At 66.9% G+C, this 25,047-nt stretch carries 28 protein-coding genes and 3 pseudogenes; 17 read left to right on the top strand and 14 right to left on the bottom strand.

What is annotated here, in order from left to right; genetic code table 11:
- Nucleotides 1-195 precede the first annotated feature (195 nt).
- Nucleotides 196-669 carry an ATP-binding protein gene (locus ACWCQ1_RS41845; protein WP_451028825.1) on the top strand — a complete coding sequence of 158 codons (474 nt, stop codon included), beginning with the start codon at nt 196-198 and terminating at the stop codon, nt 667-669.
- Between the two features lie 26 nt (nt 670-695).
- Here the strand turns inward: ACWCQ1_RS41845 and ACWCQ1_RS41840 are convergent, their stop codons facing one another.
- Complete coding sequence (locus tag ACWCQ1_RS41840; RefSeq protein WP_451028824.1) at nt 696-818, bottom strand: hypothetical protein; 123 nt, start codon at nt 816-818, stop codon at nt 696-698.
- Between the two features lie 440 nt (nt 819-1,258).
- On the opposite strand from ACWCQ1_RS41840, the gene ACWCQ1_RS41835 reads away from it, so the two are divergent.
- Together ACWCQ1_RS41835 and phoU are read left to right on the top strand one after the other, a co-directional pair.
- Complete coding sequence (locus ACWCQ1_RS41835; RefSeq protein ID WP_451028823.1) at nt 1,259-2,110, top strand: COG4705 family protein; 852 nt, start codon at nt 1,259-1,261, stop codon at nt 2,108-2,110.
- A 282-nt stretch (nt 2,111-2,392) separates the two neighbouring features.
- Entirely contained in the window at nt 2,393-3,067 is a 675-nt protein-coding gene (phoU, locus tag ACWCQ1_RS41830) for a phosphate signaling complex protein PhoU (protein WP_451028822.1), read from the top strand.
- Nucleotides 3,068-3,112: 45 nt separating this feature from the next.
- Here the strand turns inward: phoU and ACWCQ1_RS41825 are convergent, their stop codons facing one another.
- Nucleotides 3,113-3,268, bottom strand: a complete 156-nt coding sequence (locus ACWCQ1_RS41825) for a hypothetical protein (protein WP_451028821.1) — start codon at nt 3,266-3,268, stop codon at nt 3,113-3,115.
- A 246-nt stretch (nt 3,269-3,514) separates the two neighbouring features.
- Between ACWCQ1_RS41825 and ACWCQ1_RS41820 the strand changes: the two genes are divergently transcribed.
- On the top strand, nt 3,515-4,330 hold the full coding sequence (locus ACWCQ1_RS41820; RefSeq protein ID WP_133047927.1) for a sulfite exporter TauE/SafE family protein: 816 nt from the start codon (nt 3,515-3,517) through the stop codon (nt 4,328-4,330).
- A 154-nt stretch (nt 4,331-4,484) separates the two neighbouring features.
- Complete coding sequence (locus tag ACWCQ1_RS41815; RefSeq protein ID WP_451028820.1) at nt 4,485-4,859, top strand: ATP-binding protein; 375 nt, start codon at nt 4,485-4,487, stop codon at nt 4,857-4,859.
- Between the two features lie 26 nt (nt 4,860-4,885).
- Here ACWCQ1_RS41815 and ACWCQ1_RS41810 read toward each other — a convergent pair whose 3' ends face one another.
- Together ACWCQ1_RS41810 and ACWCQ1_RS41805 are read right to left on the bottom strand one after the other, a co-directional pair.
- Nucleotides 4,886-5,206 (bottom strand): hypothetical protein, encoded by a 321-nt coding sequence (locus ACWCQ1_RS41810; RefSeq protein ID WP_451028819.1) that lies wholly within the window; start codon nt 5,204-5,206, stop codon nt 4,886-4,888.
- Nucleotides 5,207-5,234: 28 nt separating this feature from the next.
- Nucleotides 5,235-6,074, bottom strand: coding sequence for a helicase associated domain-containing protein (locus tag ACWCQ1_RS41805; RefSeq protein WP_451028818.1), 840 nt, complete (start codon nt 6,072-6,074; stop codon nt 5,235-5,237).
- 245 nt (nt 6,075-6,319) lie between these two features.
- Here ACWCQ1_RS41805 and ACWCQ1_RS41800 point away from each other — a divergent pair, with 245 nt between their 5' ends.
- Nucleotides 6,320-7,453: an IS630 family transposase gene (locus tag ACWCQ1_RS41800; RefSeq protein WP_451028817.1), complete on the top strand. Its 1,134-nt coding sequence runs from the start codon at nt 6,320-6,322 to the stop codon at nt 7,451-7,453.
- Nucleotides 7,454-7,546: 93 nt separating this feature from the next.
- On the top strand, nt 7,547-8,386 hold the full coding sequence (locus ACWCQ1_RS41795; protein ID WP_451028816.1) for an IS5 family transposase: 840 nt from the start codon (nt 7,547-7,549) through the stop codon (nt 8,384-8,386).
- Here the strand turns inward: ACWCQ1_RS41795 and ACWCQ1_RS41790 are convergent.
- The 3 genes and pseudogenes from ACWCQ1_RS41790 to ACWCQ1_RS41780 all read right to left on the bottom strand — a co-directional run.
- The gene (locus tag ACWCQ1_RS41790) at nt 8,383-9,027 is read right to left on the bottom strand and encodes a helicase-related protein (protein ID WP_451028815.1); all 645 of its coding nucleotides are present in this window, start codon (nt 9,025-9,027) and stop codon (nt 8,383-8,385) included. The genes ACWCQ1_RS41795 and ACWCQ1_RS41790 overlap by 4 nt on opposite strands.
- The gene (locus tag ACWCQ1_RS41785; RefSeq protein ID WP_451028814.1) at nt 9,003-9,719 is read right to left on the bottom strand and encodes a hypothetical protein; all 717 of its coding nucleotides are present in this window, start codon (nt 9,717-9,719) and stop codon (nt 9,003-9,005) included. Before ACWCQ1_RS41785 ends, ACWCQ1_RS41790 begins: the two co-directional genes overlap by 25 nt.
- Before the next feature lie 531 nt (nt 9,720-10,250).
- A pseudogene (locus ACWCQ1_RS41780) lies at nt 10,251-10,499 on the bottom strand (transposase); the annotation flags it as partial.
- A gap of 520 nt (nt 10,500-11,019) precedes the next feature.
- On the opposite strand from ACWCQ1_RS41780, the gene ACWCQ1_RS41775 reads away from it, so the two are divergent.
- From ACWCQ1_RS41775 to ACWCQ1_RS41750, 6 genes are all read left to right on the top strand, one after another.
- Entirely contained in the window at nt 11,020-11,934 is a 915-nt protein-coding gene (locus tag ACWCQ1_RS41775) for an NAD-dependent epimerase/dehydratase family protein (RefSeq protein WP_451028813.1), read from the top strand.
- A gap of 177 nt (nt 11,935-12,111) precedes the next feature.
- Nucleotides 12,112-12,516 (top strand): Dabb family protein, encoded by a 405-nt coding sequence (locus ACWCQ1_RS41770; protein ID WP_073900753.1) that lies wholly within the window; start codon nt 12,112-12,114, stop codon nt 12,514-12,516.
- Nucleotides 12,517-12,631: 115 nt separating this feature from the next.
- Nucleotides 12,632-13,084: a nuclear transport factor 2 family protein gene (locus ACWCQ1_RS41765; protein WP_451028812.1), complete on the top strand. Its 453-nt coding sequence runs from the start codon at nt 12,632-12,634 to the stop codon at nt 13,082-13,084.
- 4 nt (nt 13,085-13,088) lie between these two features.
- On the top strand, nt 13,089-14,279 hold the full coding sequence (locus tag ACWCQ1_RS41760; protein ID WP_451028811.1) for a cytochrome P450: 1,191 nt from the start codon (nt 13,089-13,091) through the stop codon (nt 14,277-14,279).
- A gap of 43 nt (nt 14,280-14,322) precedes the next feature.
- The gene (locus ACWCQ1_RS41755) at nt 14,323-14,508 is read left to right on the top strand and encodes a hypothetical protein (protein ID WP_451028810.1); all 186 of its coding nucleotides are present in this window, start codon (nt 14,323-14,325) and stop codon (nt 14,506-14,508) included.
- Nucleotides 14,509-14,520: 12 nt separating this feature from the next.
- Complete coding sequence (locus ACWCQ1_RS41750; protein ID WP_451028809.1) at nt 14,521-14,883, top strand: DDE-type integrase/transposase/recombinase; 363 nt, start codon at nt 14,521-14,523, stop codon at nt 14,881-14,883.
- A 417-nt stretch (nt 14,884-15,300) separates the two neighbouring features.
- Here the strand turns inward: ACWCQ1_RS41750 and ACWCQ1_RS41745 are convergent.
- Nucleotides 15,301-16,046, bottom strand: a pseudogene (locus ACWCQ1_RS41745) (alpha/beta fold hydrolase).
- A gap of 211 nt (nt 16,047-16,257) precedes the next feature.
- On the opposite strand from ACWCQ1_RS41745, the gene ACWCQ1_RS41740 reads away from it, so the two are divergent.
- Nucleotides 16,258-16,734 (top strand): CGNR zinc finger domain-containing protein, encoded by a 477-nt coding sequence (locus ACWCQ1_RS41740; RefSeq protein ID WP_451028808.1) that lies wholly within the window; start codon nt 16,258-16,260, stop codon nt 16,732-16,734.
- 630 nt (nt 16,735-17,364) lie between these two features.
- On the opposite strand, the gene ACWCQ1_RS41735 is transcribed toward ACWCQ1_RS41740, so the two are convergent.
- The 3 genes from ACWCQ1_RS41735 to ACWCQ1_RS41725 all read right to left on the bottom strand — a co-directional run bounded on the left by ACWCQ1_RS41735 (nt 17,365) and on the right by ACWCQ1_RS41725 (nt 19,527).
- Nucleotides 17,365-18,051, bottom strand: coding sequence for an SDR family NAD(P)-dependent oxidoreductase (locus tag ACWCQ1_RS41735; protein ID WP_133047932.1), 687 nt, complete (start codon nt 18,049-18,051; stop codon nt 17,365-17,367).
- A gap of 84 nt (nt 18,052-18,135) precedes the next feature.
- Nucleotides 18,136-18,528, bottom strand: coding sequence for an ester cyclase (locus ACWCQ1_RS41730; RefSeq protein ID WP_133047933.1), 393 nt, complete (start codon nt 18,526-18,528; stop codon nt 18,136-18,138).
- 261 nt (nt 18,529-18,789) lie between these two features.
- A complete protein-coding gene (locus tag ACWCQ1_RS41725; protein WP_451028807.1) occupies nt 18,790-19,527 on the bottom strand; it encodes an SDR family NAD(P)-dependent oxidoreductase in 738 nt (245 codons plus the stop codon).
- Between the two features lie 84 nt (nt 19,528-19,611).
- Between ACWCQ1_RS41725 and ACWCQ1_RS41720 the strand changes: the two genes are divergently transcribed.
- The gene (locus ACWCQ1_RS41720; protein ID WP_133047935.1) at nt 19,612-20,271 is read left to right on the top strand and encodes a TetR/AcrR family transcriptional regulator; all 660 of its coding nucleotides are present in this window, start codon (nt 19,612-19,614) and stop codon (nt 20,269-20,271) included.
- 58 nt (nt 20,272-20,329) lie between these two features.
- Nucleotides 20,330-20,536 (top strand): hypothetical protein, encoded by a 207-nt coding sequence (locus ACWCQ1_RS41715; protein ID WP_451028806.1) that lies wholly within the window; start codon nt 20,330-20,332, stop codon nt 20,534-20,536.
- Nucleotides 20,537-20,640: 104 nt separating this feature from the next.
- Here the strand turns inward: ACWCQ1_RS41715 and ACWCQ1_RS41710 are convergent, their stop codons facing one another.
- Together ACWCQ1_RS41710 and ACWCQ1_RS41705 are read right to left on the bottom strand one after the other, a co-directional pair.
- Nucleotides 20,641-21,234 carry a TetR/AcrR family transcriptional regulator gene (locus ACWCQ1_RS41710; protein WP_451028805.1) on the bottom strand — a complete coding sequence of 198 codons (594 nt, stop codon included), beginning with the start codon at nt 21,232-21,234 and terminating at the stop codon, nt 20,641-20,643.
- Between the two features lie 353 nt (nt 21,235-21,587).
- A complete protein-coding gene (locus ACWCQ1_RS41705) occupies nt 21,588-22,460 on the bottom strand; it encodes a TetR/AcrR family transcriptional regulator (RefSeq protein WP_451028804.1) in 873 nt (290 codons plus the stop codon).
- A gap of 157 nt (nt 22,461-22,617) precedes the next feature.
- On the opposite strand from ACWCQ1_RS41705, the gene ACWCQ1_RS41700 reads away from it, so the two are divergent.
- Nucleotides 22,618-24,831 carry an MMPL family transporter gene (locus tag ACWCQ1_RS41700; RefSeq protein ID WP_451028803.1) on the top strand — a complete coding sequence of 738 codons (2,214 nt, stop codon included), beginning with the start codon at nt 22,618-22,620 and terminating at the stop codon, nt 24,829-24,831.
- Here ACWCQ1_RS41700 and ACWCQ1_RS41695 read toward each other — a convergent pair.
- Nucleotides 24,773-25,047: pseudogene (locus ACWCQ1_RS41695) on the bottom strand (hypothetical protein); the annotation flags it as partial. The gene ACWCQ1_RS41700 and the pseudogene ACWCQ1_RS41695 sit on opposite strands and share 59 nt — an antisense overlap.

Here is a 25,047-nt window from a genome sequence, read left to right as displayed (position 1 = left end):
ATCGGCCACAGCGCACCCATCCGAGCGAGGTTCCTCAGCTTTCGCCGGACCGGGCGTAGCGGCACCGAGTCCGTGACCGCAGCCTCGCGCAGACGACACCGACACCACCACCCCTCTGCCCCGCCCCGCCTGATGTGAAGATTCGGGGGTAAACGGGTCGAAGCATGTTGGGGTACGGGGGTAAGGCGGACCGGCATGGAACAAACCGCAGGCGATGAAGACGGACCCTCGTTGCTGGAGAACGTCATCACGGTGTCCGAAGCGTTCGAGGGCGGCGAGGGCATCGCCGCTGCCCGTGACCTCGCCCGCACCTTCCTCACCGATGTGCAGGCCGTGCACGGGCTGCCGGTGTCCGGACGGGTGATGGGCATGGTGCAGCTCGTGGTCAGTGAGCTGGTGACCAACGCCCGCAAGTACGCGCCCGGCCCCTGCCTGCTCACCCTGGAGATCAACGGCGGCGCCATCGAGGTGACCGTGTGGGACAGCAATCCCACCCCGCCGGCGGTCCTCGGGCCCGACCCGACCCGCATCGGCCAGCACGGTCTGGAGATCGTGATGGCCGTCGGTCGGAGCTTCGCCGTCCATCGCGAACCGGTGGGCAAGCGGATCACCACGGCGATCGTGCTGGCCGACGATCCCGGCGGGGACGCTGCCGGCCGTCTGCTGTGACCGGGTGGGACGACCTCGGGCGGCGGTCACGCACCGGCCGCCGGCCCGTCCGCGAGTACCACGATGCCGTTCCCGTCCGGCGCCTCCGCCACCGTGTGCCCGCACTGGACCAGCAGGCCCGCCACCGCGGCCTGCACCACCACCCGCATCCCGCCGCTGGACGCCCCACGCCCTCACCGACGCTAGACCGCGTCCACTTCCTGTCGCCGCCGCCAACGGCCCCACGCTGTTGCGGAGTTGGCGGCAGACGCTCAAGGCTTTCCGAACCTGGGTTCGGTGATGGGCTGCGCCGCAAACAGCCGGTTGCCGTGAACACGGCGAGCCCGGCCGCCGTAAGTCGTAGAACCGGAGGCCTTCCGGTGCCCTGACGACCCTTGGCCTCCGCCGCTCCAGTTCGAACTGGAGCGGCGGCTGCTGTGCGAGGTGCTGACGATGCAGAGGGTGACAGGTGAAGCACAGCGGGCGCGCTGACGGAAGATCCGTGGTGTGCAAGTCCAGGATGCGTCCAGTTGACCTTGTGTCAGGGTCGAACGGAGATCCAACCCCCCACAAGCACAGGAGCACTCTTTTGACGTCGACGAAGTCTGTGATGAAGAAGCTGCCCGAGGTCACGCTGGCGTTCTGGATCATGAAGATCGCCGCGACGACCCTGGGCGAGACGGCGGGCGACCTGTTCTCCCAGACGCTCAAGTTCGGCTATTTCCTCACCACGATCGCCCTGTTCCTGATCTTCGTGGTGACGCTGGTGGTGCAGCTGCGGTCCTCGCGGTACAACCCGTTCTTCTACTGGACCGTGATCCTGTCGACCAGCATGGCCGGCACGACGATGTCCGACTTCATGAACCGCGACGCCAGCGACAAGTACCTCTCGGGTGGCACCACTTCGCTGGGCTGGGGCCCGCAGGGCCTCGGCCTCGGCTATCCGGAGGGAGCCGCGATCCTCATCTCCATCCTCCTGGCGATCTTCCTCGTGTGGAAGATCAGCGGGATGACCTTCCAGATCCGCGACATTGTCACCTTCAGGGGCGAGGCCCTGTTCTGGGCGGCGATCCTCGTCTCCAACACCCTTGGTACGTCGATGGGTGACTTCCTGTCCGACAGCTCCGGACTCGGCTACCTGGGCGGTGCGGCGCTGGTGTCCAGCGTGCTGGCCGTGCTGGTCGTCCTGATGAAAGCGCCGGCCGTCCCGAACGTCCTCCTGTTCTGGATCGCCTTCGTCCTCACCCGCCCCCTCGGCGCCACCGCCGGCGACTTCCTCACCAAGCCGGTCGCCAAGGGCGGACTGGACCTCGGCACCGCCGGCTCCTCGGCCGTGCTGCTCGCGGTCCTGTTCGGCCTGATGGCCTACGCCCACATCCAGGAGCGCAAGGCCCTCACACCTAGCCTTGAGACTGTCGGTCCGGAGGCCGCGGCGGCCCGCCAGGAAGCAAGTCAACGGTAAGAAGGCCACCGGCACGCCCGGCATCCGCTATAACGATGCCCCGCCCGAGGACGGACGGCACTGCCCCGACTGCCGTACCGACCTCGCCCGCCACCGCCAGGCCTGTTCAAAGCCTTTTTCGGCCGCGGCAGCTGAAAGGGCCGATCAGGCTGCCCGCACGCAGGCGGTCCGTGCCGATCGCGTCGGCACGGACCGCCTGGACTGTACGGCCTGACGCACTGGAAGGTGTGCGAGGCTGGCAGCCGGTGAGAGCGGGGCTGCGGACTGGGCGGTGAGGACGGGATGCGCGAGGCGTATCGCAAGGAACTGGAGTCGATCACTCAGGCGCTGGTGGAGATGGCGAACCTGGTCGGTTCGGCCATGGGCCGGGCCACCGGCGCCCTGCTGGACGCCGACCTGATGCAGGCGCAGAGCGTCACCTCCACCGAGGAGCAGGTCGAAGCGCTGCAGCGGGAGTTGGAGGAGCGGGCGAACGCGGTGCTGGCCCGCCAGCAGCCGGTCGCCACGGACCTGCGGACGGTGGTCACCTCACTGCGGATGAGCGCGGACCTGGAACGCTGCGGGGTTCTGGCGCAGCATGTGGCCACGGTGGCCCGGCGGCGCCATCCCCAGCACGCGGTGCCGGATGATCTGCGCCGCACGCTGTTGGAGATGGGCCAGCTCGCCCAGCGGCTGATGGCCCAGGCCGCCGAGGTGCTCATCACCCAGGACATCGAGGCGGCCCTGCAGATGGAACGCGACGACGACCGGATGGACGAGCTGCACCGCATGATCTTCCATCATCTGATGGACGAGCGCTGGCACCACGGCGTCGAGACGGCCGTCGACGTCACCCTGGTCGGCCGCTACTACGAACGCTTCGCCGACCACGCCGTGTCCATCGCCCGCCGCCTGGTCTACCTCGTCACGGGAGAGAGCGCCGACGACTACCTCCCCGACACTCCACTGCTCCCCTGACCTGATCCGCAGCACATCGCCCGCATCCCTCCCCCCGGCATCCCCTCAGTGCCAGACCAGCGGGCCGGGGCCGGTCCACTCGATCAGAGGTGAGGTGGCGATCTCGTCCTCCTCGCCCAGGTCCAGGCCGCCCCGCCGCAGGAAGACGATCATGTCCCACAGGCCGTAGGCGCGGCCGACTTGGACACCGTGGATGCACACCAGCCGGCCGCCCTCAGCATGGGGCGGCCCCACTCTGACGGGACACCAACTCGGCACGTCAAAACGAGTACCCGCGTGCACGCGGGGACATGGCCCCGTCGGCGCCATCGGTGATGAGGATCGTTGACCCACCTGCTGGTCGGGACCTGGACAGACCTGCTCACTCGATCTCCCCAGGCTCACGGGCTGACCCGTTCGGTATGACCTCATAGCGAGCGAGGGCCGCAACCGGCGACGATGCGTTGCATGACTATCGACGACGGCCTCGTTCCTGTCCGTTCGACGCACCCGATGCCTGTGGTGTTCGCGGCCGGGTCGGTCATCGGCGTGCTCGGCGGGATGATCGGGCTGGGCGGCGCGGAGTTCCGCCTGCCACTGCTGATCGGCCTCTTCGGGTTCGCGGCGCTGTCGGGGGTCATCCTGAACAAGGCGATGAGCCTGGTCGTGGTGCTCACCGCGCTGCCCGCCCGGCTCGCTGCGGTGCCGGCCTCGCAGGTGGCCGAGCACTGGTCGGTCGCGGTCAACCTGCTCGCCGGGAGCCTGTTGGGCGCCTGGGCGGGGGCGAGCTGGGCGGTGCGGATGCGCTCCGCCACCCTGTACAAGGTGCTGGCCGCGCTGATGGTGCTGATGGCCGCTGCCCTGTTGGTCACCCACACCATCACTTTCGGCGCGCTCGACCTGGTGTCCTGGTCACGGGTTCCGGCCGGGGTGGCGGCGGGGTTCGGCATCGGGGTGGTCGCGGCGATTATGGGCGTGGCCGGGGGAGAGCTGCTGATCCCGACGATCGTGCTGCTGTTCGCCCTCGACATCAAGACCGCCGGGAGCCTGTCCCTGCTGGTGTCGCTGCCCACCATGCTGGTCGCCTTCGCCCGCTACAGCCGCGACGGCAGCTTCGCTGTCCTTCGCGCCAACCTGCGCTTCACCGCCGTGATGGCTGCGGGCTCCATCGCCGGCGCGGTGCTGGGCGGCTTGCTCCTGGGGGTGTTCCCCGACATGGTCCTCATCCCCGCATTGGCGGTGATCCTCCTCCTCTCCGCCGTCAAGCTCGCCCGACACGACTGAACCCACGGGTGGGCGCGTTGATATGGGGCAGCTGGTGGCCCAGCCCGGAGGCGGTCTTTGTGACGTGTCGGATGGGTGAGCACGGGTGCCGCAGCCCTCCCCGAGACCGGCTGCGGCACCTCGTGCGGGGCCAGTGCGGTCGGCATGCGGTCGGGTGCGTGTTCAGGGGGAGAGGGCTTGGCGCAGGGTGTCCGTACACGGGCTGCCGGTGTCCGGACGGGTGATGGGCATGGTGCAGCTCGTGGTCAGCGAACTGGTCACCAACGCGCGCAAGTACGCGCCCGGCCCCTGCCTGCTCACCCTGGAGGTCAGCGGCGGCGCCATTGAAGTGACCGTGTGGGACAGCAATCCCACCCCGCCGGCGGTCCTCGGGCCCGACCCGACCCGCATCGGCCAGCACGGTCTGGAGATCGTGATGGCCGTCGGTCGGAGCTTCGCCGTCCATCGCGAACCGGTGGGCAAGCGGATCACCACGGCGATCGTGCTCGCCGACGACCCCGGCGGGGACGCCGCCGGCCGTCAGCCGTGACCAGGTGGGAGGACCTCGGGCGGCGGTCACGCACCGGCCGCCGGCCCGTCCGCGAGTACCACGATGCCGTTCCCGTCCGGTGCCTCCGCCACCGTGTGCCCGCACTGGGCCGGCAGGCCCGCCACCGCGGCCTGCACCACCACCCGCATCCCGTCGCTGGACGCCCCACGCTGATCTGCTGCCAGCGCGGTGAACCCGTGCGACGTCGTCCAGCTCACCAGCACGCCCGCGGGCGTCTCGCTCAGTCTCAGCCCCGGCGCGGCGTCGTCCGCCTCGACGATATGGAAGCCCGCCAGTTTCAGGGCATGGCGAACCCATCCAACGAGCTGGGGACGAACGGACGGCATCCGCCTCGCCTGCCCCGAAAGAATCGGATCATGTCATCGGCTGCTGCGGACCCAAGCGCATGCCCAACTCCTCCAGAGCCGCGCGACGTTCGGGACTCAGCTTGGCGGCCCTTCGCCGGGCGTTATCCAGAAACGACCCCAGCTTGATCTCCGCACCGTCCACGACCTCCACGTGCTTCCGAGCAGGCCGCAGGTGGCCCTCGCGGGCGTGGAACTGCCGGGCCGCGGCGAGGTTGGTCTCCCACCGGTCGGCCTGCGAGCGCGGTGCCGGTACCGCGGTCTCGCGTTTGTCGTCGGGGTCGATCCCGAGGGTCTGTAGAAGGTACTGCTGCGCGGGCATCAACCCGTCCCACGCGGCGCGTTGCGCCACGGTCCACGCCCCCAGGTCCTCGCCCTGGACGACGACGTCCCCGGCCCGGCCGGGTAGGGTGCCGCCGGCCTTCACGTGTGCGAGCGTGAGCCGGTACCGGCGCTGCCAGGCAATGTCCCACTCCGGGCACCACCCGGGATCGATCTCGTCCAGCGCCTCCCTGCGCTCCGTAGACAGCTCCCCGGCGTACGAGATGCCCGTCTCCCCGTTCGCGCGGCGTACGGCGTTCTCACGGGCCTTCTTGGCGGCAGCCCTGGCGTTTTTCAGGTAGACCTCCAGGGGATAGCCGTCGAACACAGTCGACGCCGACGGCAAGCAGTGCCCGAAGACGGCGGCGTAGGCGCGGGCGACGGCGAGGCCGGTCTCCCACGCGGAGGCGTGCACGGACCAGACCATGCCGAGCTGCTCCAGCTCCTTCACACGCGAGGCCTCCAGGGTGCCCTCCCGGTAGTACCTCCGCACGTCTGCCACCCACACCCCCAGCGGATGCCCGCTCACCGCTCCCCACTCCTCAGTGGGCGTTCAGGTATGCCTCATGCCGGTATGCGAGTTCTGTCGCTGTGTCAGTTTGAGGCCTTTCGGCGGATCACTGCGGTTCATCACGTCCTGACTTCCGGGCCTGCCCGCCCGTTTCGCTCGGCTTCGAACCTCGGAGTGCCGCATCAGAGAACCTTTGCCCCTTGGTTATGTGACGCGCCGTTCGGGTGCTGGTCCGGGCGGCGCGGTGTCGCCAGGCTGTGCGGGTGGCAGAACGAGTTCGCGTCCGCGAGATCGATGACGATGAGGGGCAGCGCCTGCTGCGGATCGTCCGCAGGGGCACCGGGTCGGTGGTGACCTGGCGGCGGGCCCAGATGGTGCTGCTGTCGGCGCAGGGTATGCAGGTTGGCAGGATCGCCGAGGTGACGTTCACCAGCGATGACCGGGTCCGGGACGTGATCCACAACTTCAACACCGACGGCTTCGATTCGCTCTATCCGAAGTACAAGGGCGGTCGGCCGAAGAAATTCACGTTGCCCGAGCGCCGGGAGATCAAGAAGATCGCCAAGTCCAAGCCGGCCGAGCACGGCCTGCCGTTCTCGACCTGGAGTCTGGCCAAGCTGGCCGACTTCCTGGTCGCCGAGGGGGTGGTCGACGACATCAGCCACGAGGGCCTGCGGGCCCTGCTCCGCGAGGAGGGCGTCTCGTTTCAACGCATAAAGACCTGGAAGACCTCCCGTGACCCGGACTACGCGGCCAAGAAGGCCCGGGTCGAGCATCTCTACGCGATCGCCGACGGCGAGGTCATACCCGAGGACGGCGAACCAGAAGTCGTCTTATGCCTCGACGAGTTCGGCCCGCTCAATCTCCAGCCCCACCCCGGGCGGCAATGGGCCGAGCGCGGCGGACGGCACAAGGACCCCGGCCGCTCGCCGAGGCCCCGCAGGCGCGCGACCTACACCCGCCCCCACGGCATCCGCCACCTCTTCGCCGCCTACGACCTGGGCAAGGACAAGCTCTACGGCCACATCAAGCCGACGAAGAACCGGAGCCGGTTCCTGGAGTTCTGCCGCTATCTGCGCAGCCTCTACCCGCCCCAGATCCGTATTGCGATCGTGCTCGACAACTTCTCCCCGCACCTGACCACGAAGAAGGACGCCCGGGTGGGTGACTGGGCAGCGGACAATAACGTCGAGTTCGCCTACACGCCGACCAACAGCTCCTGGCTCAACCGCATCGAGGCCCAGTTCACGGCCCTGCGCTACTTCGCTCTCGACGGCACCGACCATGCCAGCCACAAGGAACAGGGCAGCATGATCCGCCGCTACATCATCTGGCGGAACAAGCACGCCACCGACGAACGCCTACGCGAGGTCGTGAACAGAGCGAACGTTGCCTGATGCGGCAGGAGTACGTCTGGCGTAGAGATGGCACAGAACCGCCAGTGATCACCGGAACCCGATCTTCCGCCACACCCATGATTCCTCTGGGACGTGAGCCAGCGGAAGCCGTACCCCAGCGACCTTTCCGACGCCCGATGGGCCCTGATCGAGCCGACGTTGACGGCTTGGAGGAAAGCCCGGCTCGACCGCAGACCCACCGGGCAGCCGGCCAAGGTCGACCTGCGTGACGTATTCAACGCACTCCTCTACATCAACCGCACGGGAATCCCCTGGAAATATCTCCCGCACGACTTCCCGAACCACGGCACCGTCTATGCCTACTACGCCTCCTGGCGCGATGAGGGAATCCTCGCCCAGCTCAACTACGACCTCACTGGGCTCGCCCGCGTGAAGGAAGGACGCAAGCCCGAACCCACAGGGTCCGTCATCGACACCCAGAGCGTGAAGACCTCCACCAACGTGCCCCTGAACGGCCAGGGGACAGACGCCGCCAAGAAGATCGTCGGACGCAAGCGAGGCATACTCACCGACACGATCGGACTAATCCTCGCCGTGACCGTCAGCGCCGCGAGCCTCTCCGAGAACGCCGTAGGAATACGTCTTCTCGACCAAGCCAAGAAGACGTATCCAACCATTGCCAAGAGCTGGGTCGACACCGGATTCAAGAACGCCGTCATCGAGCACGGCGCACGGCTCGGAATCGACGTCGAAGTTGTCAACAGAAACCCCGGAGTTCGTGGATTTCACGTTGTCAAAAGGCGCTGGGTTGTCGAGCGAAGTCTGGGCTGGCTTATGTTGCATCGGCGCCTTTCTCGCGATTACGAGACCCTTCCCGCCAGCTCCGAGGCCATGATCCACGTCGCCTCGATCGACAACCTCGCCAAGCGCATAACGGACGAAACGACACCAACCTGGCGAGGGACTTACTAGAACAGAAAGGGCAATTCGCCTAGATCAAATGCCCTCTCAGGCGTGACGTACGTAAACGGCACCCTCAACTCAGCGCTGCCGGTCTCCCGCAGCCACCGCGTCGCCGCCTCGATCCCGCGCAACCAGTACGCCTTCTCCGGGTTGATGACGCGCAGCTGCACGAACTGCGTCAACACCGCAGGATCGCGCTCCTCACTGAACCGCAGCACCCCCAACGCCCGCGCCGACACCGGCACTTGGCCCTCGCCGTCGTCGTCCAGGCCGTCCCCTTCGTTACCCTCCACCTCGTCCGTGCTGTCCGCTTCCAGGCCCGGCCGGCTGTTACGCAGACGAGGGTCGGCGAGAGCCTCGACGGTCTCCGCATCGTGTGATCGCAACGCGGACAAGATCTTTGTGAGAATGGAATAGGCGTCTGAGGTGAGCATTTCGTTCGGATCTTCACCCTGCCCGAGAAACACCGGAACGATCAGTGTCGCGAGTTTCCCGCGCTCCGGATGCAGACGCAACGCACGCCCGACCATCTGCACGATATCCACCATACTGCCGCGCGCATCGGAGAAAAGCACCGCATCGCACTCGGCAGTATCGACACCTTCACCGAGAACCCGAACGGAACTCAATACGCGCAGTTCCGCGCGCACATTCCGGCCCGCATAATCGGGTCCTCCGAGGAAATCCGAAGCGAACTCATCGAGCACCCTCCTGCGTGGCCGGGGGCGTGCTCGCCATACAGCCACTCCGCCCACACCTGCCCTGCAGGCGGGTACCGGTCCGGGTCCTCCTCAGCGAGCCGGCGGGCCGTCGCCGGCACGGAAGCCGCCATGGCCTCCGCCTCCTGCACCCGGCTGTGAAAGGACAACACCCGCCGGAAACGCTCCGCGGCCGCAGCGTGCATCAGCCCGGTCTGCACCGCCGCCAACCGGGCGCCACGCACCGCGTCGGAACCAGGCTGCTCACTGGTCAACGCCGCGTACAGGTCGGGATCGCGGATATCGAGACACAGCACCTGATACGGCGCCACAATGCCCCGCCCGATCGCCTCCGACAACGTCAACCTGTACGCCACCGGCCCGAAGACCGGAGAGCCGTCCTCCATGGACGCCACCAGACGCGGCCGCTCACCCTCCGCCTCCCACACCCGCGCCGTCGCCGTCATATACAGCCGCCGCTCCGCAGGCAGCTGCGCCTGGTCGTGCACGGCCGCCCACGGCTTCAACCCATCCCCACTCGTGCGATGGGCTTCGTCCACGACCATCAGGCTCCACACACCCAGCCCAGCGGCATGCGCGCGCTGCAGGACGCCCATCCCGACCGACGCGTACGTGGCGAACACGGTGACCGTCTCCGGCCCGCAACGAGCACACACCGATCATCGCCCCGCCCCGGCCCGCCCGGCGCCAGGCGCCGGCCATCTGCGTCAGCAGATCCAAGGTCGGCACCAAAACGAGAACACGGCGAGCGGAAAGCGAGGCCAACCGCCGCGAACTGATCGACCTGGACACTCTCGCCGACCGCGTCCAGCCCTACACCCGCGCCTACGGGCTGAAGACCACCGCCACCGGGCACGACCTGATCCGCAACCTCGTCGAGCAGACCGGCGCGAACCTGTACCGCCAGGACGTCGCCCGTGCCAGCAAGGAAGGCTTCGACGAAGCCGTCCCTCTCCTGGCCGCAAACCCCAAACTCGCCTCGTACATCGCCCAGCAGGATGCGGCACGGGAGGCCCTCACCGAACAGCTGCTGTCCCTCCGCCAGGCCGATCTGACCCCCAGCCTCCAGAAGATCGTCCGTTGATCATCATGGATGCGCACGATCTCGTCGAAGCCCTGCCCGGCCCAGGGAATGAGCAGGCCGCGGTAGCGCCCTGCCACTTCGCGAAGTAGCCGTAGACCGTGTTCCAGTGCGGGAAGCCGTGCGGGAGATAGCGCCACTGGACCCCGGTGCGGTCCACGTACAAGATCGCTTCCATGATGTCGCGCAGGTCGAGCTCGGCGGGCCGGCCGAAGCCCAGTGCCCGGCCGTGGCGCTCGTAGCGCCAGGCGGCCAGGATCGGCTCGATCAACTCCCAGCGGGCATCGGACAGATCACTCGGATACGGGCGACGGTCAGCCATGACCTGGAGATGCCGCCGCTCGGGGGCGCGCGCCCAGGCGTGCACCCTTCTTTGCGGAAGCACAGCACAGATTAGGGCGTCCTGGAACGAGACAGGCGTAAGTCGGCTCTCACCCCAGAGGCCACACCATCAGCCTCGTCACCACGGTCAGCAGTGCAGACTCCCCAGCACCAGATCACCTGTGGGCGCAAAAATACAGATAACACCGCATTGCAGTGGAAACCGACCTCTTCACTTTGACGGTGTCAGAAAAATCTATTGCTGCCAAATCGTGGCGAGGCCGGGATAGCGTCACGCTTGCGCGACACCACCGGTGCCTATGTACGAAGACGGACGACGAAGGTGGTATGAACCCGTGTTTCTCACTGACGGACGGCGGCTGCGGAAACGTACCCGTTGATCCATCAGAGGTCTGAACTGCGGCCCACGCTCAGGCCGATCAGTTTTCACACGGCCATCGACGAGATTTTTCTGAAAATCTAACGAACCCGTGACACCTATCTATATGAAAGAGTCCAGCATGGCCATGCATGTCATTATCGGTGCCGGCTCCATTGGTAGCAATGTCGCCCGACTGCTCGCCGGCCGCGGTGAAAGCGTTCGCATTGTCACGCGCAGCGGCTCGGGCCCAAAGTATCCGCAGGTGGAACGGGTCGCCGCGGATGCTTCCGACCCGGACCGCTTGACCGAACTGACTCTCGATGCAAAGGTGATCTACCACTGTGCGAATCCGCCTTCCTACACAATGTGGGAACGGCTGCTGCCGCCCATACAGACTGCGGTCATCGCTGCCGCGAAAGCAAACGGGGCGGTGCTGGCAATCACTGGCAGTATGTACGCTTACGGCCCGCAGCCCGGCGGTGTGATGAACGAATGCACCCCCATGGCCGCCACTGGGTCTAAAGGTCGTCTCCGTAAACGGCTGTGGGAGCAGGCCCTTAACTCCGGAGTCCGCACTGTGGAGGTTCGCGGGTGCGACTACATCGGCAGGGACGCGAATGGCGTATTTTCCATAGTCATTGAGCCAGCAATGAAGGCGGGCCGAGCAGCCTGGGTGCCTGCCGATCTGGACGCTCCACATACCTTTACCTTCAACGGAGACATGGCTCGGGCCCTGGTCACGCTTGGAAACGATGAGCGTGCGTGGGGTCAGGCGTGGCATGTGCCGTCTCCACCGGCCATCAGCATCCGTGAACTGGCGCGGCGCTACGCCGCCGCCGCAGGCCAGCGCCCGGTCAAGCTGATCCCATTGCCACGCGCGGCAATGCGTACAGCTGGGCTTTTGGTACCGGCAGCCCGTGAAATGGCTGAAATGGACTATCAGTGGTACTCGCCGTTCCTCATGGACGCCTCAAAAACAGCTGACACCTTCGGTCTCACCGCCACCGACCTGGACATCGTTATCAATGATCAGGTGAGCGCGGCGGCGGCTTGACCCCGCCTCCCGGGTTCGACAGCAAACAGCGATTCCGGCACCGTGCTTCGTCATGACACGTCCGGTGAATTGGCCCTTATCGCATTCGAGTGAATCCTGCGATGAGGCCCCCACCATCTGTGCTGTGTCGTGTAAGGCATCCCTCTTCGGCAGTAATAAACAACGACAGGAGTAGCCATGATCTACCACATCAACCGCGCGAAGGCCAAGGCTGAAGTCACCCCCGAGCAAATCGAGGCTGCCTTGGAAAGTTGGCGCAACCAAGGACGGTCCAACCCGGCCGTGAAGTCTTTCATGGTTGGCCGCGATCTCGGCGGGGAATTCGACTACAGCTGTGTCTTCGTCGTTGAGGACCTCGACGGCCTCTACGAGTACCTGACCCACCCCGCGACTATCGGGACTGACCATCTGGGCCTGGCGCTGCTCGAACGCCTCGACATCTTCGACATCAGCGACGACGATGACCCTGACCTGTACGCGAAAATCGAAGAACTGCACCGCCGCCGCAGCGCCCTGAACCCGGAGATTCCCGGCATGCTTTCGGACGTCCCAGAATTTCGCGGCGCCGGCGCGAACGACTGATCAGCACGTCAGGACCGGCAGGTATACGTAGCAAGGCACACGGCACCTGCCGGTCCTGACGTAATCACCCCTCGATAACTTTTACGATGGTTACGGCACCGGCTCGGTGAGGGCCATGGCCGGACATTCCGATGCGGCCGGGCCGGGATCGAATGACATGCAATCCTTGAGAAGGAGTAGTTCCGTGCACCTAATTGACGCGGTAGATCGCCTTTGTGACGCCATCAATTCGCATTCAGCGCAACGAGTCGCCGACTGCTTCACTGCCGACTACGCGACGGAGGTGCCGCACCGTCCTGCAGAAAGTTTTACCGGGCGGGAGCAAGTGCTGACGAACTGGTCCTTGATATTTACCCGAGTGCCCGATCTGAAAGCAAGAGTTCTACGGACAGCAATTTCGGGGTCCGAGGTGTGGTCCGAATGGGAAATGAGTGGAACTTCTCCTGGGGGACTACCCGCCCTCTTGGCCGGACCTGTAGTAATGACCGTCCGCGACGATCGCATAAATTGGACTCGCTTCTATGTGAGTCCGGTCTCGTCCGTCTCATCCCATCCTGGCAAGGAGTGACGTCATGACGGTCCCGCGTTTCGATGAACTTCCCGTCTTCCTTCAACGTGACGGGCTGCTACCCGCCCCGGCGCTGCTCGCAGCGAGAGACCAGGCGCGCCTGACCCGAACCACGACGGTGTTCGGACAGGAGGCATGGCTGGTCACTGCCGCCGAGGACGTACGTACTGTCCTGGGTGATTCTTCGCTGTTCACCACGGGCGACTCGGTACCGATGTTCCGCAGCGGCGACCCGGACATCCTCGACATGCCCGGGGCGCTGCTGTTCATGGACCCGCCCGAGCACACGATCCTTCGTAAGATGCTGGCCCCCAGGTTCACCAGCCGAGCGCTCGCACGCTGGCAACCGCGGATCGTGGAGATCATCGAGGAACATCTCGACGCGTTGGAGCAGGCGGGCCCGCCTGCCGACCTGATGAGTCACTTCACCTGGCAGGTCCCCTCTCAGGTCATCTGCGAGATGCTCGGCGCTCCGCTGGACGAGCGCGAACGGGTCCAGAAGCTGCTCGACGCCAGCTTCGACTTCACGATTTCGGAAGCCGAACGGGCCACCGCGAACGAGGGGATCAACACCTATATCCACGAACTCGCCCTGCGGGCGCGCGCCAACCCCAGTGCCGGCCTGCTCAGCGAACTGGTCGTCGAACACGGCGATGAACTGACACCGAAGAACCTCGCCGCCATCGGAGCCACCCTGCTGCAGGCCGGCCACGAGACGACGGCGGACATGATGGCATCGTCTGTGGTCGCGTTGCTCGCAAACCCGGACCAACTGGCGCAGCTGCGTGCGGACCCGACCCTGATCGACAAGGCCGTGGAGGAGTTGCTGCGCTACCTCTCGGTGGTGCAGATCAACCCACCACGTCGCGCCACCCGGGACACGATCGTCGGCGGCCAGCCCATCAGCAGCGGCGATCTACTGCTGGTCGCGCTGCCCGCCGCCAACCACGACGCCGCTCTCGTCGACAGGCCCGGCCGACTGGATATCACCCGGAATACCTCCCATCACCTCGCCTTCGGGCACGGCATCCACCATTGTCTGGGAGCACCTCTGGCACGCCTCGAGCTCACCCTCGGGCTGCCCATGCTGCTGAACCGCTTCCCCGAGCTTGCACTGGCCGTGGAGCCGAACGCGCTGAGGTTCAAGGTCGGTTCGGTGGTACACGGGCTGCGGGAGGTTCCGGTGACATGGTGAGTCGGCGGATGGAGGCCGAGCAACTCGACCCGACCCGGCCCAGGTGACGGCGCTCCTCGACGAGCATCCCCGCCTAGGAGTCGAGTGTGTACTTCGGGAACTGCACATCGCCTCCTCCACCTACTACCGGTGGCGCCGGGCCGAGCGTGAACCGTGCGAACGGCGGCGCCGCGACGTCGAACTGACCGAGCGGATCAAGGAGATCCACACGGAATCCGGTGGCGTCTAGGGCTCACCGCGCGTGGACGCCGTCCTCAAGCGGGACGGCGTCCACGTCGGGCGCAAGCGCGTCGAGCGGCTGAGGCGCGAGGCTGACATCGCGGGCGTGAACCCGAAGCGGAAGGGCTTCACGCGCCGCGACCCGAAGGCCACGTCGGCCCCGGACCTGGTGGAGCGGGACTTCACCGCGAAGGCGCCGAACCCGCTGTGGGTCACCGACCTCACGATGATCCCGACCGGCGAGGGGCCGTTGTGGCTCTCCGTGATCCGGGACGCCTCCTCCCGCCGGGTGGTCGCGTCGGAGACCTCCGCCCGAGCGGACGCCGACTTGGTCCTGACCATGCTGGGACCAGGCACAGCGCGACGCGATCCGAGATGTGGATGACGATCACGTCGTCGACCTGAAGACCCAGCTCAGAAGCGGTCGCCCCCTCAAAACCAGCAGAACCAGAACCTAACGAAGCACTACTGACGCACCACCAGGGGCAGGCCGGCTGCAGTGGCCGCCACCATGCGCTTCAGTGTCGGGTGGAACGGCGGGATAGCTCCCGCGATTCCCGGCTCGCGTGTCAACGATGATCGGCAGTTTTAGACCGTCACTCGCGCGCGTAAAGTTTACGCAGTGCCTCGGGCGGGCGGGTTCGGATACGGGTGCACTGCCCGGACCCGAAAGGGGGCTGACGTGGGCCGGGTGAGCCTGTGCGGACTCACTGGGCAAGGACGACGGAACCGAGGGGGCTCTGGACTGCCCTGTCGGCCGCGGTGGCCTGTGAAGAGCTCCACTTCCAGTTTCCGACCCCACCTACCCCAGCACTCGCCCGAGGAAACCGCGCAGGCAAACCGCGACGACGTCCAGGTGGCTCTCCAGCAGGAAGTGGCCGCCGTTGACCAGGTGCACCTCCGCATCCTTGGCGTCGCGGGCGAAGGCCCTCGCACCCGCCGGGCCGAAGATTTCGTCATTGCGGCCCCAAACGGCGAGCACCGGGACCTCGCTGGTGCGCAGGAATTCGTGCAGCAGCGGGTAGAGAGGGCGGTTGTTCTGGTAGTCGCGGAATAGCGCCAGCTGGACCTGGTCGTTGCCCTCGCGGGAGACGAGGGCGAAGTCGTGCTCCCAGGTGTCCGGGCTTACCAGGCTCGGGTCGGGCACGCCGTGCACGTACTGCCAGCGGATGGCATCGATGCTCAGCGCGGCGCGGACGGCGGGTTCGGTGTCGGGACCAGGGTTCGCCCCATAGGCCCACACGTCGGCCCAGAACGACTCGACGAATCCGTCCTCGTAGCCGTTGCCGTTCTGTGTGGCGAGGGCGGAGATCCGTTCGGGGTGCCTGAGCGCGAGGCGCCAACCGACGGGGGCGCCGTAGTCTTGGACGTAGAGGGCGTAGCGGTCCAGGCCCAATTGGTCGAGCAGTCCGGAGGTGAGTTCGGCGAGGGCGTCGAAGGTGTAGGTGAACTCCCCTGCCAGGGGGCGTCGGAGTAGCCGAAGCCGAGGTGGTCCGGTGCTATGACGTGGTAGTCGTGGGCCAGTAGCGGGATGAGCTCGCGGAACATGAACGAGCTGGTTGGGTAGCCGTGCAGCAGGACGATACGGGGGGCGTCGGCGGGGCCTGCTTCGCGGTAGAAAATCTCATGACCATCGATGGTGGCGGTTCGGTGGCGCACCGAGTTCATATCTAACCCCTTAGAGTGACTAATGTGGTTAGTTGTCATGCAAGCTAACCTGTCAAACACTTCGATCCGGTTAGGGTGAAGGGGGAGCTCGATGGACACGCTGCTGGACCTGCTCAACAGCAGGCCGCTGGTCAACGGCGAGGAGCAGGACGCGCTCGACCCGGTCGGAGGCAGACACTGGGCGCGGGAACACGGCGGCGAAGGCAGCCCCGCGGAACTGGCACTGCTCCGCAGGACGCGGGACCTCCTGCAGGACATAGTGCGCGGAGAGCGCTCGCCCGCCGCATTGAGCCCTCTGCTGGAAGGGGTCCACCAGATCCCGGAGATCACTTCGAATGGTCTTCAGTGGATCGTCAAGACTCCTCCGCACGCTCGATTGGCCGTCGAGGCGGTTCTCGCCTGGGCCGCCACCGAGAAACGACTGCCCGGCCGGCTACGCCCCTGCGCCAACGCCGAGTGCCGGCTGTTCCTCCTCGACCGTAGCCGCGCCAACCGCGCCCGCTGGTGCTCGATGGCCGTCTGTGGCAACCGCGAAAAGGCACGCCGCCACTACGAACGCACCCACTGACCCTGTTCTCGTCCCGACCTCTGACGATGCCCCGCATGTGATCGTCCGTCGGAGGATTCCGGTGAGGTGAACACGGCCTCCGCCTGATCCTGCGCTCCACCCAACGAGGCACCTGACCCGGCACGAAGGCCGTGGGGAATGAGGCTGGTGCGTTACGTTGCCCAGCGAGAAGCGTGCGCGGTGGCGTCACACGTCAGCAACGACACGAGCCCCGGATTGATGTGGCCGGAGCTCGCCAGCGTATCCCCAAGGGACCAGACGGGCCGGCACGCGACGCCGGGCTCAACGACAACCGATGTCGCGCGGCGAGCACGGGCAGGTAGGCGGCGACACAACTGGGATATCGCAGCCACCGCTGCGTCCTTCACGGCCGTGCTCGGGAAGCCGAAAGACAGACCAGGCGCAACCAGGGCGCCGCAGATGCGGGAGACCCCCTGCGGGTGGACACGCCCTGCACGTATGCCTGCGCGAGACGTGAGCCTTCGGGAACTGCCGAAGGTCGACCGGGCTCCGAACGGCGGGACCGGCACGGATAGCGCCGCAGGCTGTTTGAGGCATCTTGTTACAGGGGGTGCTCTGTGGGAGCAGGCGGGGCAGCTCAGGCGTGCTGCCCCGCCTGCCCCCACACGACTACCAGGGAACTTCGCCGTTCTCGTCCTGGAACGTTCCTGTCGGGCCATCAGCATCGAGGGTGGCCAGACGCACGACGACCCTGGCACTCTCCTCCGGCGCCCTTCCGACTCCGAATGCCGCGGTCATATCGGTCGCGGTGGTGCCCGGCTCGACTGCATTGAACTTGATGCCTGGCTGGGACTTGGCGTACTGGACTGTCAGCATGGTGGCTGCGGACTTGGACGCGGAGTAAAGCGCCAACGGCAAGTTGAACTCAGGTCGCTCCGGATTGGTCACTGCCCAGAAGGATCCGGCGCTGCTGGAAACGGTGACCACAGTGGGGTTTGAGGACTTGCGCAGCAGAGGAAGCGCCGCTTCCGTGACGCGCACGATTCCCACCGCGTTGGTGTTGAAGGCCCGGAGTGCCGTGGGACCGTCGGTGACTCCGTGCCCCAGGATGCCCGCGTTGTTCACCAGAACGTCGAGCCGGCCCTCGGCCGAGTCGATGGCCGCCAGAGCGCTGCTCACCGATGCGTCGTCGGTCACGTCGAGCTGCACGAACCGTGCGCCCAGCGCCGCCGCGGCTTTCTCGCCTCGCTCGACGTCACGAGCGCCGATGTAGACCATGTGGCCCAACGCAAGAAGCTGTCTGGCCGTCTCGAACCCGATGCCCTTGTTGGCCCCGGTGATCAGCGTGATGGTCATGCGTACTCCTACGAGTCAGTTGGCCCGGCTGGACCGTTGGCGATGTTGGGACGGTTCTGTGAACTGCTGGCGCTTTTCCGGAACTCAGCCGGTCAGTTGCCGGCGAAGTTCGCCGGCGTCGTGCAGGGCGGTCATGTGCACGAATCGTCCGTTTCGAACCTGGTAGATGGCGTACTCAGTGATCTCGAACGAGGCGCCGGTTGGAGTCACGCCGAGCCATTCCTTCACCGGGGTACCCGTGTTGGCGAGTCGCGCGGCCAGACGGTCACCGTCGAAGAGCAGCTCTTTGAGCTCCCAGTGGAGGTCCGGAACGGCGTCCACGTCATGCTTTTGAACGGCGATGAGGTCGTCGCGGGTAGCCGGTTCGCCGTTCAGGGTGGTCCGGTCGTCGATGAACTCGTCCATGCCGTCGAACTGGTGGGCGTTGAGCGCCTCGATATAGCGCAGGTAGAAAGCGCGCAGGTCTCTGTCGGACACAAGGTGATCTTTCTGTGGGGCGGATCCGGATTGGTACTGCAACGGGATGCTGATGAGATGTGACGATCAACGAGATGGCTCAGCACTCAGCGGGCGTTGGCGTTGCCGGAGCGGCAGTCGGAGTGGCAGCCGACGCCATCCGAAGAGGCCGCGGCCACGATCTCGTTGCTTCGGGCGCACTGGGCCGCGTAGGACGCACGCACGCGGCCGGGAGTGCACCCGTCGCGACGATGGAACCGGTTGCGCACCACCGGCCGTCGTTCAGGCTCGGGTGTAGCCGCCGTCGGCGAAGAGTTCGGCGCCGGTGACGAACGACGAGGCGTCCGAAGCCAGGAAGAGGGCGGCGTCGGCGATTTCCTCGGCGTCGGCCAGCCGCCCCAGGGGCACGACGGCCTCGGCGAACTGGTCGACGTCCGGCCCCGCGGCGCGCAGCAGGGCAGGGGTCCGCGTGGGGCCCGGGCTGAGCACGTTGACCCGGAAGCGGCGCTCCCGTGACTGCCGGGCCCAGTTGTGCACGAGGTTGCTCAACGCCGCCTTCGAGGCGCTGTAGACCTCGAGTTGCTCGTTGGGCCGCACGCTGTTGCTCGAGCCGACGACCAGGATGGAGGCGTTCTCCGCGAGCAGCGGAAGCGCCTTCTGAACGGTGAAGAGTGGGCCCTTGACGTTGACGGCGAGCGTCAGGTCGACGTTTGCCTCGGTGTGGGCGCCGAGCGCGGCGTCCGCGACGATTCCCGCGTTGGCCACCAGCACGTCGATGCGTCCGGCCTCCTCGCGGACTCGCGCGTAGAGCGCGTCCAGGTCGGCCAGGACCGAGACGTCGGATCGTACGCCGGTGGCCGTAGGGCCCATCTCCTTGACTGCCGCTTCGAGGCGGTCGATGTCCCGGCCGGTCACGAAGACCTGTGCGCCCTCCCGGACGAAGCGGTGGGCGATGGCCAGCCCGATCCCGCTGGTCCCTCCGGTGATCACGGCCACCTTCTCTTGCAGCACGCCTGGCATGTCGAACCCCTCCAGTTGTGGAATGGATCGTCCATAACGTAGGCGGTTATGGACGATCGAGTCAAGAATGGATAGGCTGGGACCATGCCGAGACCACGCGCATTCGACGAACGCCAAGTCCTGGAGCGGGCCCGGGAACAGTTCTGGGCGACGGGCTATGCGGGAACCCGGATGGACGACATCGCCCAGGCGACCGGCCTGGGCAAGGGCAGCTTGTACGGCGCATTCGGCGACAAGGGCAAGCTGTTCCACCGTGTGTTCGGCGACTGGTGCACCGCAGTTGTTGAGGTGGCCGAAGCGCGGCTGGCGGGTGGCCCGGACGCAGAGGCCTTGGCCCGGCTGTCGGGATACGTGCACCTGATGGCGGAGAACACCGCCTCCGACACCGAGCGCCGCGGGTGCCTGTTGGCCAAGGGCGCGGCGGAACTGGCCCAGCACGATCCGACGGTCGCCGGACGGTCGGCCGAGACCATGACGGCACTGCTGAACCTGCTGCGGACGGAGATCAGCGCCGCCCAGCGCCACGGCGACATCGATAGCGCTGCGGATCCGGAGCGGTTGGCGGCACTGCTGCTGACGGTGGTCCGCGGTATCGAGGCGGTAGGCAAGGCCGGCCTTGACCAGGAGACACTGCGGCACATTGCAGACACCGCACTGGCGGTCCTGCCCACGGCCGAGGGGCAGAAGCGCCTCGCAACCGGGCGCAGTCCGGCCCGCGAGAATCAACTTGGTGCCATCACATGATCCGCCGGTCACGGCCCAGCCATGCCTGATCATTGCTCTTGTGGTTGGCCGGGGTGAGTTGACGGATGTGGCGTGGGGGTGGATAGGTCCGCTGCTGCGCGCCGTCAACGAGGGCGACCTGCCTCTGCAGACCGATCCGGGGCTAATGGCCCGCCACCTCACCACCTTCGCCTACGGCATCGCCGGACAAGCCGCGAGCGGTGTCGCCCGCGACGAACTCGGGGAGATATCCGACGCCGCACTACGCAACTGGCCACTCGTCTGAGGCGCGCCCGGAGTTTTGTGTTTTTCGGCCCCCGGGAAAGGGGTTTGACGCCCTCTGGGTACCAGGTGTCTGCGCGAGGTCCAACGCACACGGAGGTGACGGCTTCACACAGCCGCTGCTTCCGGCGGTCTGCTTGGTACGGCCGTCGGCATGGCAGACTGGGCGATGAGGCACCCCACAGGGACCGACGGATCGGCGATACGGCTCAGAGTGACGTCGAGGAATGCCTCGACCGCTCGCGCCGGATCGCCAGGGTGCGCCGTAAGCGCCGGCGCGTACTGCGCGCCGTAGATCGACGCGTAACGGTCGAGGCACTGGCGGAACAGGGCGTCCTTGGTGCCGAAGGTGCCGTAGAGGGAGCCGCGGCCGAGACCGGTGGCGGACCCGAGGGCGTCGAGTGAGGCGTCGGCGTATCCCTTCCCGGCAGCTGCGGGGTTTCTTACGTGCTCCCGCAGCGTGTTGGGAGGCCGCCCTCGAAGGACTCGACGCCGCAGCCCGCAAGGGCAACCACGGCGGCCGGCCCCGGTCATCACGACGACGGGACCGTCGAGGACATCCAGCCCGACCTGCTCATCCCCACCGGCCGTCGCAAAAAACAGAGCCCCAGCCTCTCCAGCACCTACCGGGCACTGGCCGAGCACGAGAAAGACCTCGGCGTACCCGGAGGCTGTCGAAACGGCGCCCACGGACTTTGCCACCCTCTAGCAGCGCAACCACAGTCTCAAGTAGCTACTCAGCGCTACGCGCCACCTGGTGGTAGCTATACGAGAACAGAGCCGATACGGGGCGAGCGGCATACAGCCCTTTCCCGGCCCGGTCCGACCCGTTCCGCGCCCCGGTGAGTTCACTCAGTTCAAGCGGCTCCGTATCGCCCGAAGCACGCCCCGGCCGCCCAGCGGCGGCCGGCCACCCGGTGCTGCCGGTAGGGCAACTGCCAGGAGGCGGACTTCGGCCCTCGCCCTTTTGTGGACGCGCGGGCTGTGCGCGCCGTTGCCGCACGAGCGGCGCTTGTTATGCCACCGCCCGGACGCGCGTCACATCTGGACGCACCTCACACCGCCCCGGCTTCAATGGCGTCCGCGCTTCCCGGGATTCGCCGGTGGATGTCCGCGAGCATGTTGCGCATCGCAAGGCGGAAGAGCTCAGTCTCGTGCTCCCCGAGGAACCCGGTGTGTCCGAACACCTCAAGGATGACCATGCCGTGCATGCGCCCCCATGCCTCCATGAGCAGGGCGATCGCGGGCGGGGGGAGGACTCCCGGCCCGTCCGGGGGCAGCTGGTCCAGGTAGGCCCGGAACTGGGGCGAGAGCGGGGGCATGTCGGCCGCCGCGAGCTGCTCCAGGCTGAAGCCGCCGAAGAGCTCACGCTGGAAGATCGTGCTCATCCGGCGGGCGGCCATGGTGGAGGCGCCGTCGGCCGGGGCCGCGTAGCCCCGCAGCGGTGTCCCGAACAGGAGCTTGAACCGCTCTGGATGGTTGACGGCCCAGCCCCGGTAGCCCTCGGCCGCGTCCAGCAGACGCGACACGAACGGCCGGTCCGCCACCGGGTCCGCTGCAGTGCCCCCAGCGCCCGCAGCCGAGTCGGCGGCCGAGTCGACGGCGGCCTGGACGGCGGCGAACAGGTCCTCGTACCCCTTGGCGACGAGCATCGTGACGAGGGCATGCCGGTTGGGGAAGTAGTGGTAGAGCGCCTGCACGGTCATGCCGAGGCTGCGCGCGACGGCCCGCAGGGACAGCCCCTCAGGACCGTGCTCGGTGATGTGCAGTTCGGCGGCGTCCAGGATCTCCCGCACCGCTGTGGCCCGCCGCCGCTCCCGCAGCGTGGGCGGAGCAGATGAGGCGGATCGAGCGGCCGCGACGGAGGGAGCAGACGGCGCGGACGGAGCCGGCGGTGCGGCGGTCTTCGGCCGTTCGGGTACGGGCATGGGTCCAGCCTACGGTGCATCTCTGGCACCTGAATATAAACCGAGTACTGTCAGGTAAATCGAGCACTGTCAGGTAAATCTCGCACTGCCAACTTCCCCACGGCCCCCATAGCGTCGTCGCGTCCCCGCAGACACATTGACCGCAAGGAGATTTGGCGTGTTCGAACGCATAGCCGAGCTGGCGATCCGCCGGGCCCGGCTGGTACTCATCGTCGCCGTCGTAGCGACAGCTCTCATGGGTGCCCTCGGTAGCGGCGCATTCACCAAGCTGCTGGGCGGCGGTTTCGATGACCCGGCTTCCCAGTCCACCCGGGCACGCGATCTCATCGATAAGAAATTCGGTGGCGAGACCAACGTCGTGCTGCTGGTCCGCGCCGGCGACGGCCGGGCCGACACCCCCTCTGCCGAGCAGAACGGCAAGGCACTGGTCGCGAGCCTGAAGAAGGAGAAGACACTCACGAACGTCATCTCCTACTGGGACACGCGGAGCGCCCAACTCCTGTCCAAGGACCGCCACGAGGCCATGATCCTCGCCCACGTCAAGGGCGACCCGACCCAGCAGCAGAAGAACGCCACGAGCCTGCTCGACGACTACGACGGCACGTACAACAAAGCCCTCACGGTACGGGCCGGCGGGGTGGCCGCCGTCGGCAACGACATGTCGACGCAGGTGGTCGAGGATCTTGAACTGGCTGAGCTGATCGCGATCCCGCTGACCCTCATCCTGCTGCTGTTCGTTTTCGGCAGCGTGGTCGCCGCGCTGCTGCCGCTGGTCATCGCCGTCATCGCCATCCTGGGCTCGTTCGCCGAACTGTCCCTGCTCGCCGACGTCACCAGCGTCTCGAACACGGCGACCAACCTCACCACGGCTCTCGGTCTGGGACTGGGCATCGACTACGGCCTGTTGATGATCAGCCGGTTCAGGGAACAGCTCGCGACCGGCGCGAGCGTGGAGGACGCCGTCCGCCGGACGGTGCACACCGCCGGCCGCACCGTCGCGTTCTCCGCCTCCACCGTGGCCGCCGCACTCGCGGCGCTTCTCGTCTTCCCGCAGTATTTCCTGCGCTCGTTCGGCTTCGCCGGGGTCGGCGTCGTCGCCATCGCGGCCGTCAGCGCGCTGTTCGTCATGCCGCCGCTGCTCGTCCTCCTGGGGCACCGGGTCAACAAGGGGCAGATGCCCTGGGCGAAGACCGCGAACGTCACCACGCGCGTCTCCATATGGGCGCGGCTGGCGCGTACCGTCATGCGGCGGCCCGCGCTGACCGCGCTGCCCGTCCTCGCGGTCCTGCTGGTGGCGGCGAGCCCGCTGCTCGGCATCACCTTCGGCACCCCGGACGAACGCGTGCTGCCCAAGGACGCCGAGAGCCGCCAGGTCTCCGCGACGCTCCAGAAGAACTTCAACGGCAACGACAACGCCGCCCTCCAGATCGTCATCGGCCAGAACGTGGACAAAGCCCCGCTGGACAAGTACGCCGATCAACTGTCCCAGCTCAAGGGCGTGGTACGGGTCGAGACCAGCACCGGAACCTACACCCACGGGCAGGAATCGGCGGCCGGTCCCGGCAGCGCCAACCTCAGCCGCCCCGACGGCCAACGGATCAGCGTCGTTAGCTCCTTGACGCCGAAGTCCGACGCGGCACAGAACCTGGTCAGCGACGTACAGGCGCTCATCCCGCCCCCCGGCACCCACCCGCTGGTGGGCGGCATCGACGCCGAACTGGTCGACGCCAAGCACTCCATCAGCGGCCAACTCCTGCTCGCCATCGGCCTGGTCGTCCTGACCACGTTCGTCCTGCTCTTCCTGTTCACCGGCAGTGTCGTGCAGCCGCTGCGCGCCCTGGCCCTGAACGGGATCACCCTGGTGGCGACGCTCGGCATCATGACCTGGATCTTCCAGGACGGCCATCTCTCCTCCCTGCTCGGCTTCACGGCGCAGCCGATGGAGATGTCGATGACCGTGCTGATGTTCTGCATCGTCTTCGGTCTGTCGATGGACTACGAGGTGTTCGTCACCAGCCGGATCAAGGAACTCCACGACCAGGGCGAGGACACCGAGTCCGCCGTCACCAACGGCCTCGGGCACACCGGGCGCATCGTCACCGCCGCCGCCTGCCTGCTCGCGGTGAGCTTCTTCGCCTTCGGTACGTCCAAGCTCAGCTTCATGCAGATGTTTGGCCTGGGCAGCGGGCTGGCCATCCTCATCGACGCCGTCGCCATCCGCGGTGTCCTCGTCCCGGCCGCGATGCGCCTGCTCGGCGGCTCGGCCTGGTACGCGCCCAGCTTCCTGCGCAGGTTCCACAGCCGGTTCGGCCTCAGCGAAAGCGCGCCCGAGCCCGTTGCCGCGCCCGAACCCGCAGTCTCACGTAATTGACTCCAACCCACAGCGTCCTGCCGGGCGCGGAGTCCGGCCGGGGTGACACCGCCCAGCGGGCCGCGAGCGTGTTGACGAGGCAGCGCCCCTGGCAGTTCTCGGCGTGCGGATGATCCAGGGCGCACGGACCGGCGGGGCGGGCGGCACAGGGCAGTTGGCGTACGGCCGCGTACACCGGGTCGGCCGCCAGCTCGTCCGGGGACACATTGCCCAGGT

Source organism: Streptomyces sp. NPDC002144, assembly GCF_053593695.1.
Note: the sequence above shows the minus strand (reverse complement) of the source record. Positions and strands in the feature narration are given on the sequence as shown.

Bases quoted from the DNA above. Each gene is read 5' to 3' on its own strand.
- ACWCQ1_RS41845 (WP_451028825.1), top strand. From the start codon at position 196: ATGGAACAAACCGCAGGCGATGAAGACGGACCCTCGTTGCTGGAGAAC.
- ACWCQ1_RS41840 (WP_451028824.1), bottom strand. From the start codon at position 818: ATGCGGGTGGTGGTGCAGGCCGCGGTGGCGGGCCTGCTGGTCCAGTGC.
- ACWCQ1_RS41835 (WP_451028823.1), top strand. From the start codon at position 1,259: ATGAAGAAGCTGCCCGAGGTCACGCTGGCGTTCTGGATCATGAAGATC.
- phoU (WP_451028822.1), top strand. From the start codon at position 2,393: ATGCGCGAGGCGTATCGCAAGGAACTGGAGTCGATCACTCAGGCGCTG.
- ACWCQ1_RS41820 (WP_133047927.1), top strand. From the start codon at position 3,515: ATGACTATCGACGACGGCCTCGTTCCTGTCCGTTCGACGCACCCGATG.
- ACWCQ1_RS41810 (WP_451028819.1), bottom strand. From the start codon at position 5,206: ATGCCGTCCGTTCGTCCCCAGCTCGTTGGATGGGTTCGCCATGCCCTG.
- ACWCQ1_RS41775 (WP_451028813.1), top strand. From the start codon at position 11,020: ATGGCCATGCATGTCATTATCGGTGCCGGCTCCATTGGTAGCAATGTC.
- ACWCQ1_RS41770 (WP_073900753.1), top strand. From the start codon at position 12,112: ATGATCTACCACATCAACCGCGCGAAGGCCAAGGCTGAAGTCACCCCC.
- ACWCQ1_RS41765 (WP_451028812.1), top strand. From the start codon at position 12,632: ATGGCCGGACATTCCGATGCGGCCGGGCCGGGATCGAATGACATGCAA.
- ACWCQ1_RS41760 (WP_451028811.1), top strand. From the start codon at position 13,089: ATGACGGTCCCGCGTTTCGATGAACTTCCCGTCTTCCTTCAACGTGAC.
- ACWCQ1_RS41740 (WP_451028808.1), top strand. From the start codon at position 16,258: ATGGACACGCTGCTGGACCTGCTCAACAGCAGGCCGCTGGTCAACGGC.
- ACWCQ1_RS41735 (WP_133047932.1), bottom strand. From the start codon at position 18,051: ATGACCATCACGCTGATCACCGGGGCCAACAAGGGCATCGGGTTCGAG.
- ACWCQ1_RS41725 (WP_451028807.1), bottom strand. From the start codon at position 19,527: ATGCCAGGCGTGCTGCAAGAGAAGGTGGCCGTGATCACCGGAGGGACC.
- ACWCQ1_RS41720 (WP_133047935.1), top strand. From the start codon at position 19,612: ATGCCGAGACCACGCGCATTCGACGAACGCCAAGTCCTGGAGCGGGCC.
- ACWCQ1_RS41705 (WP_451028804.1), bottom strand. From the start codon at position 22,460: ATGCCCGTACCCGAACGGCCGAAGACCGCCGCACCGCCGGCTCCGTCC.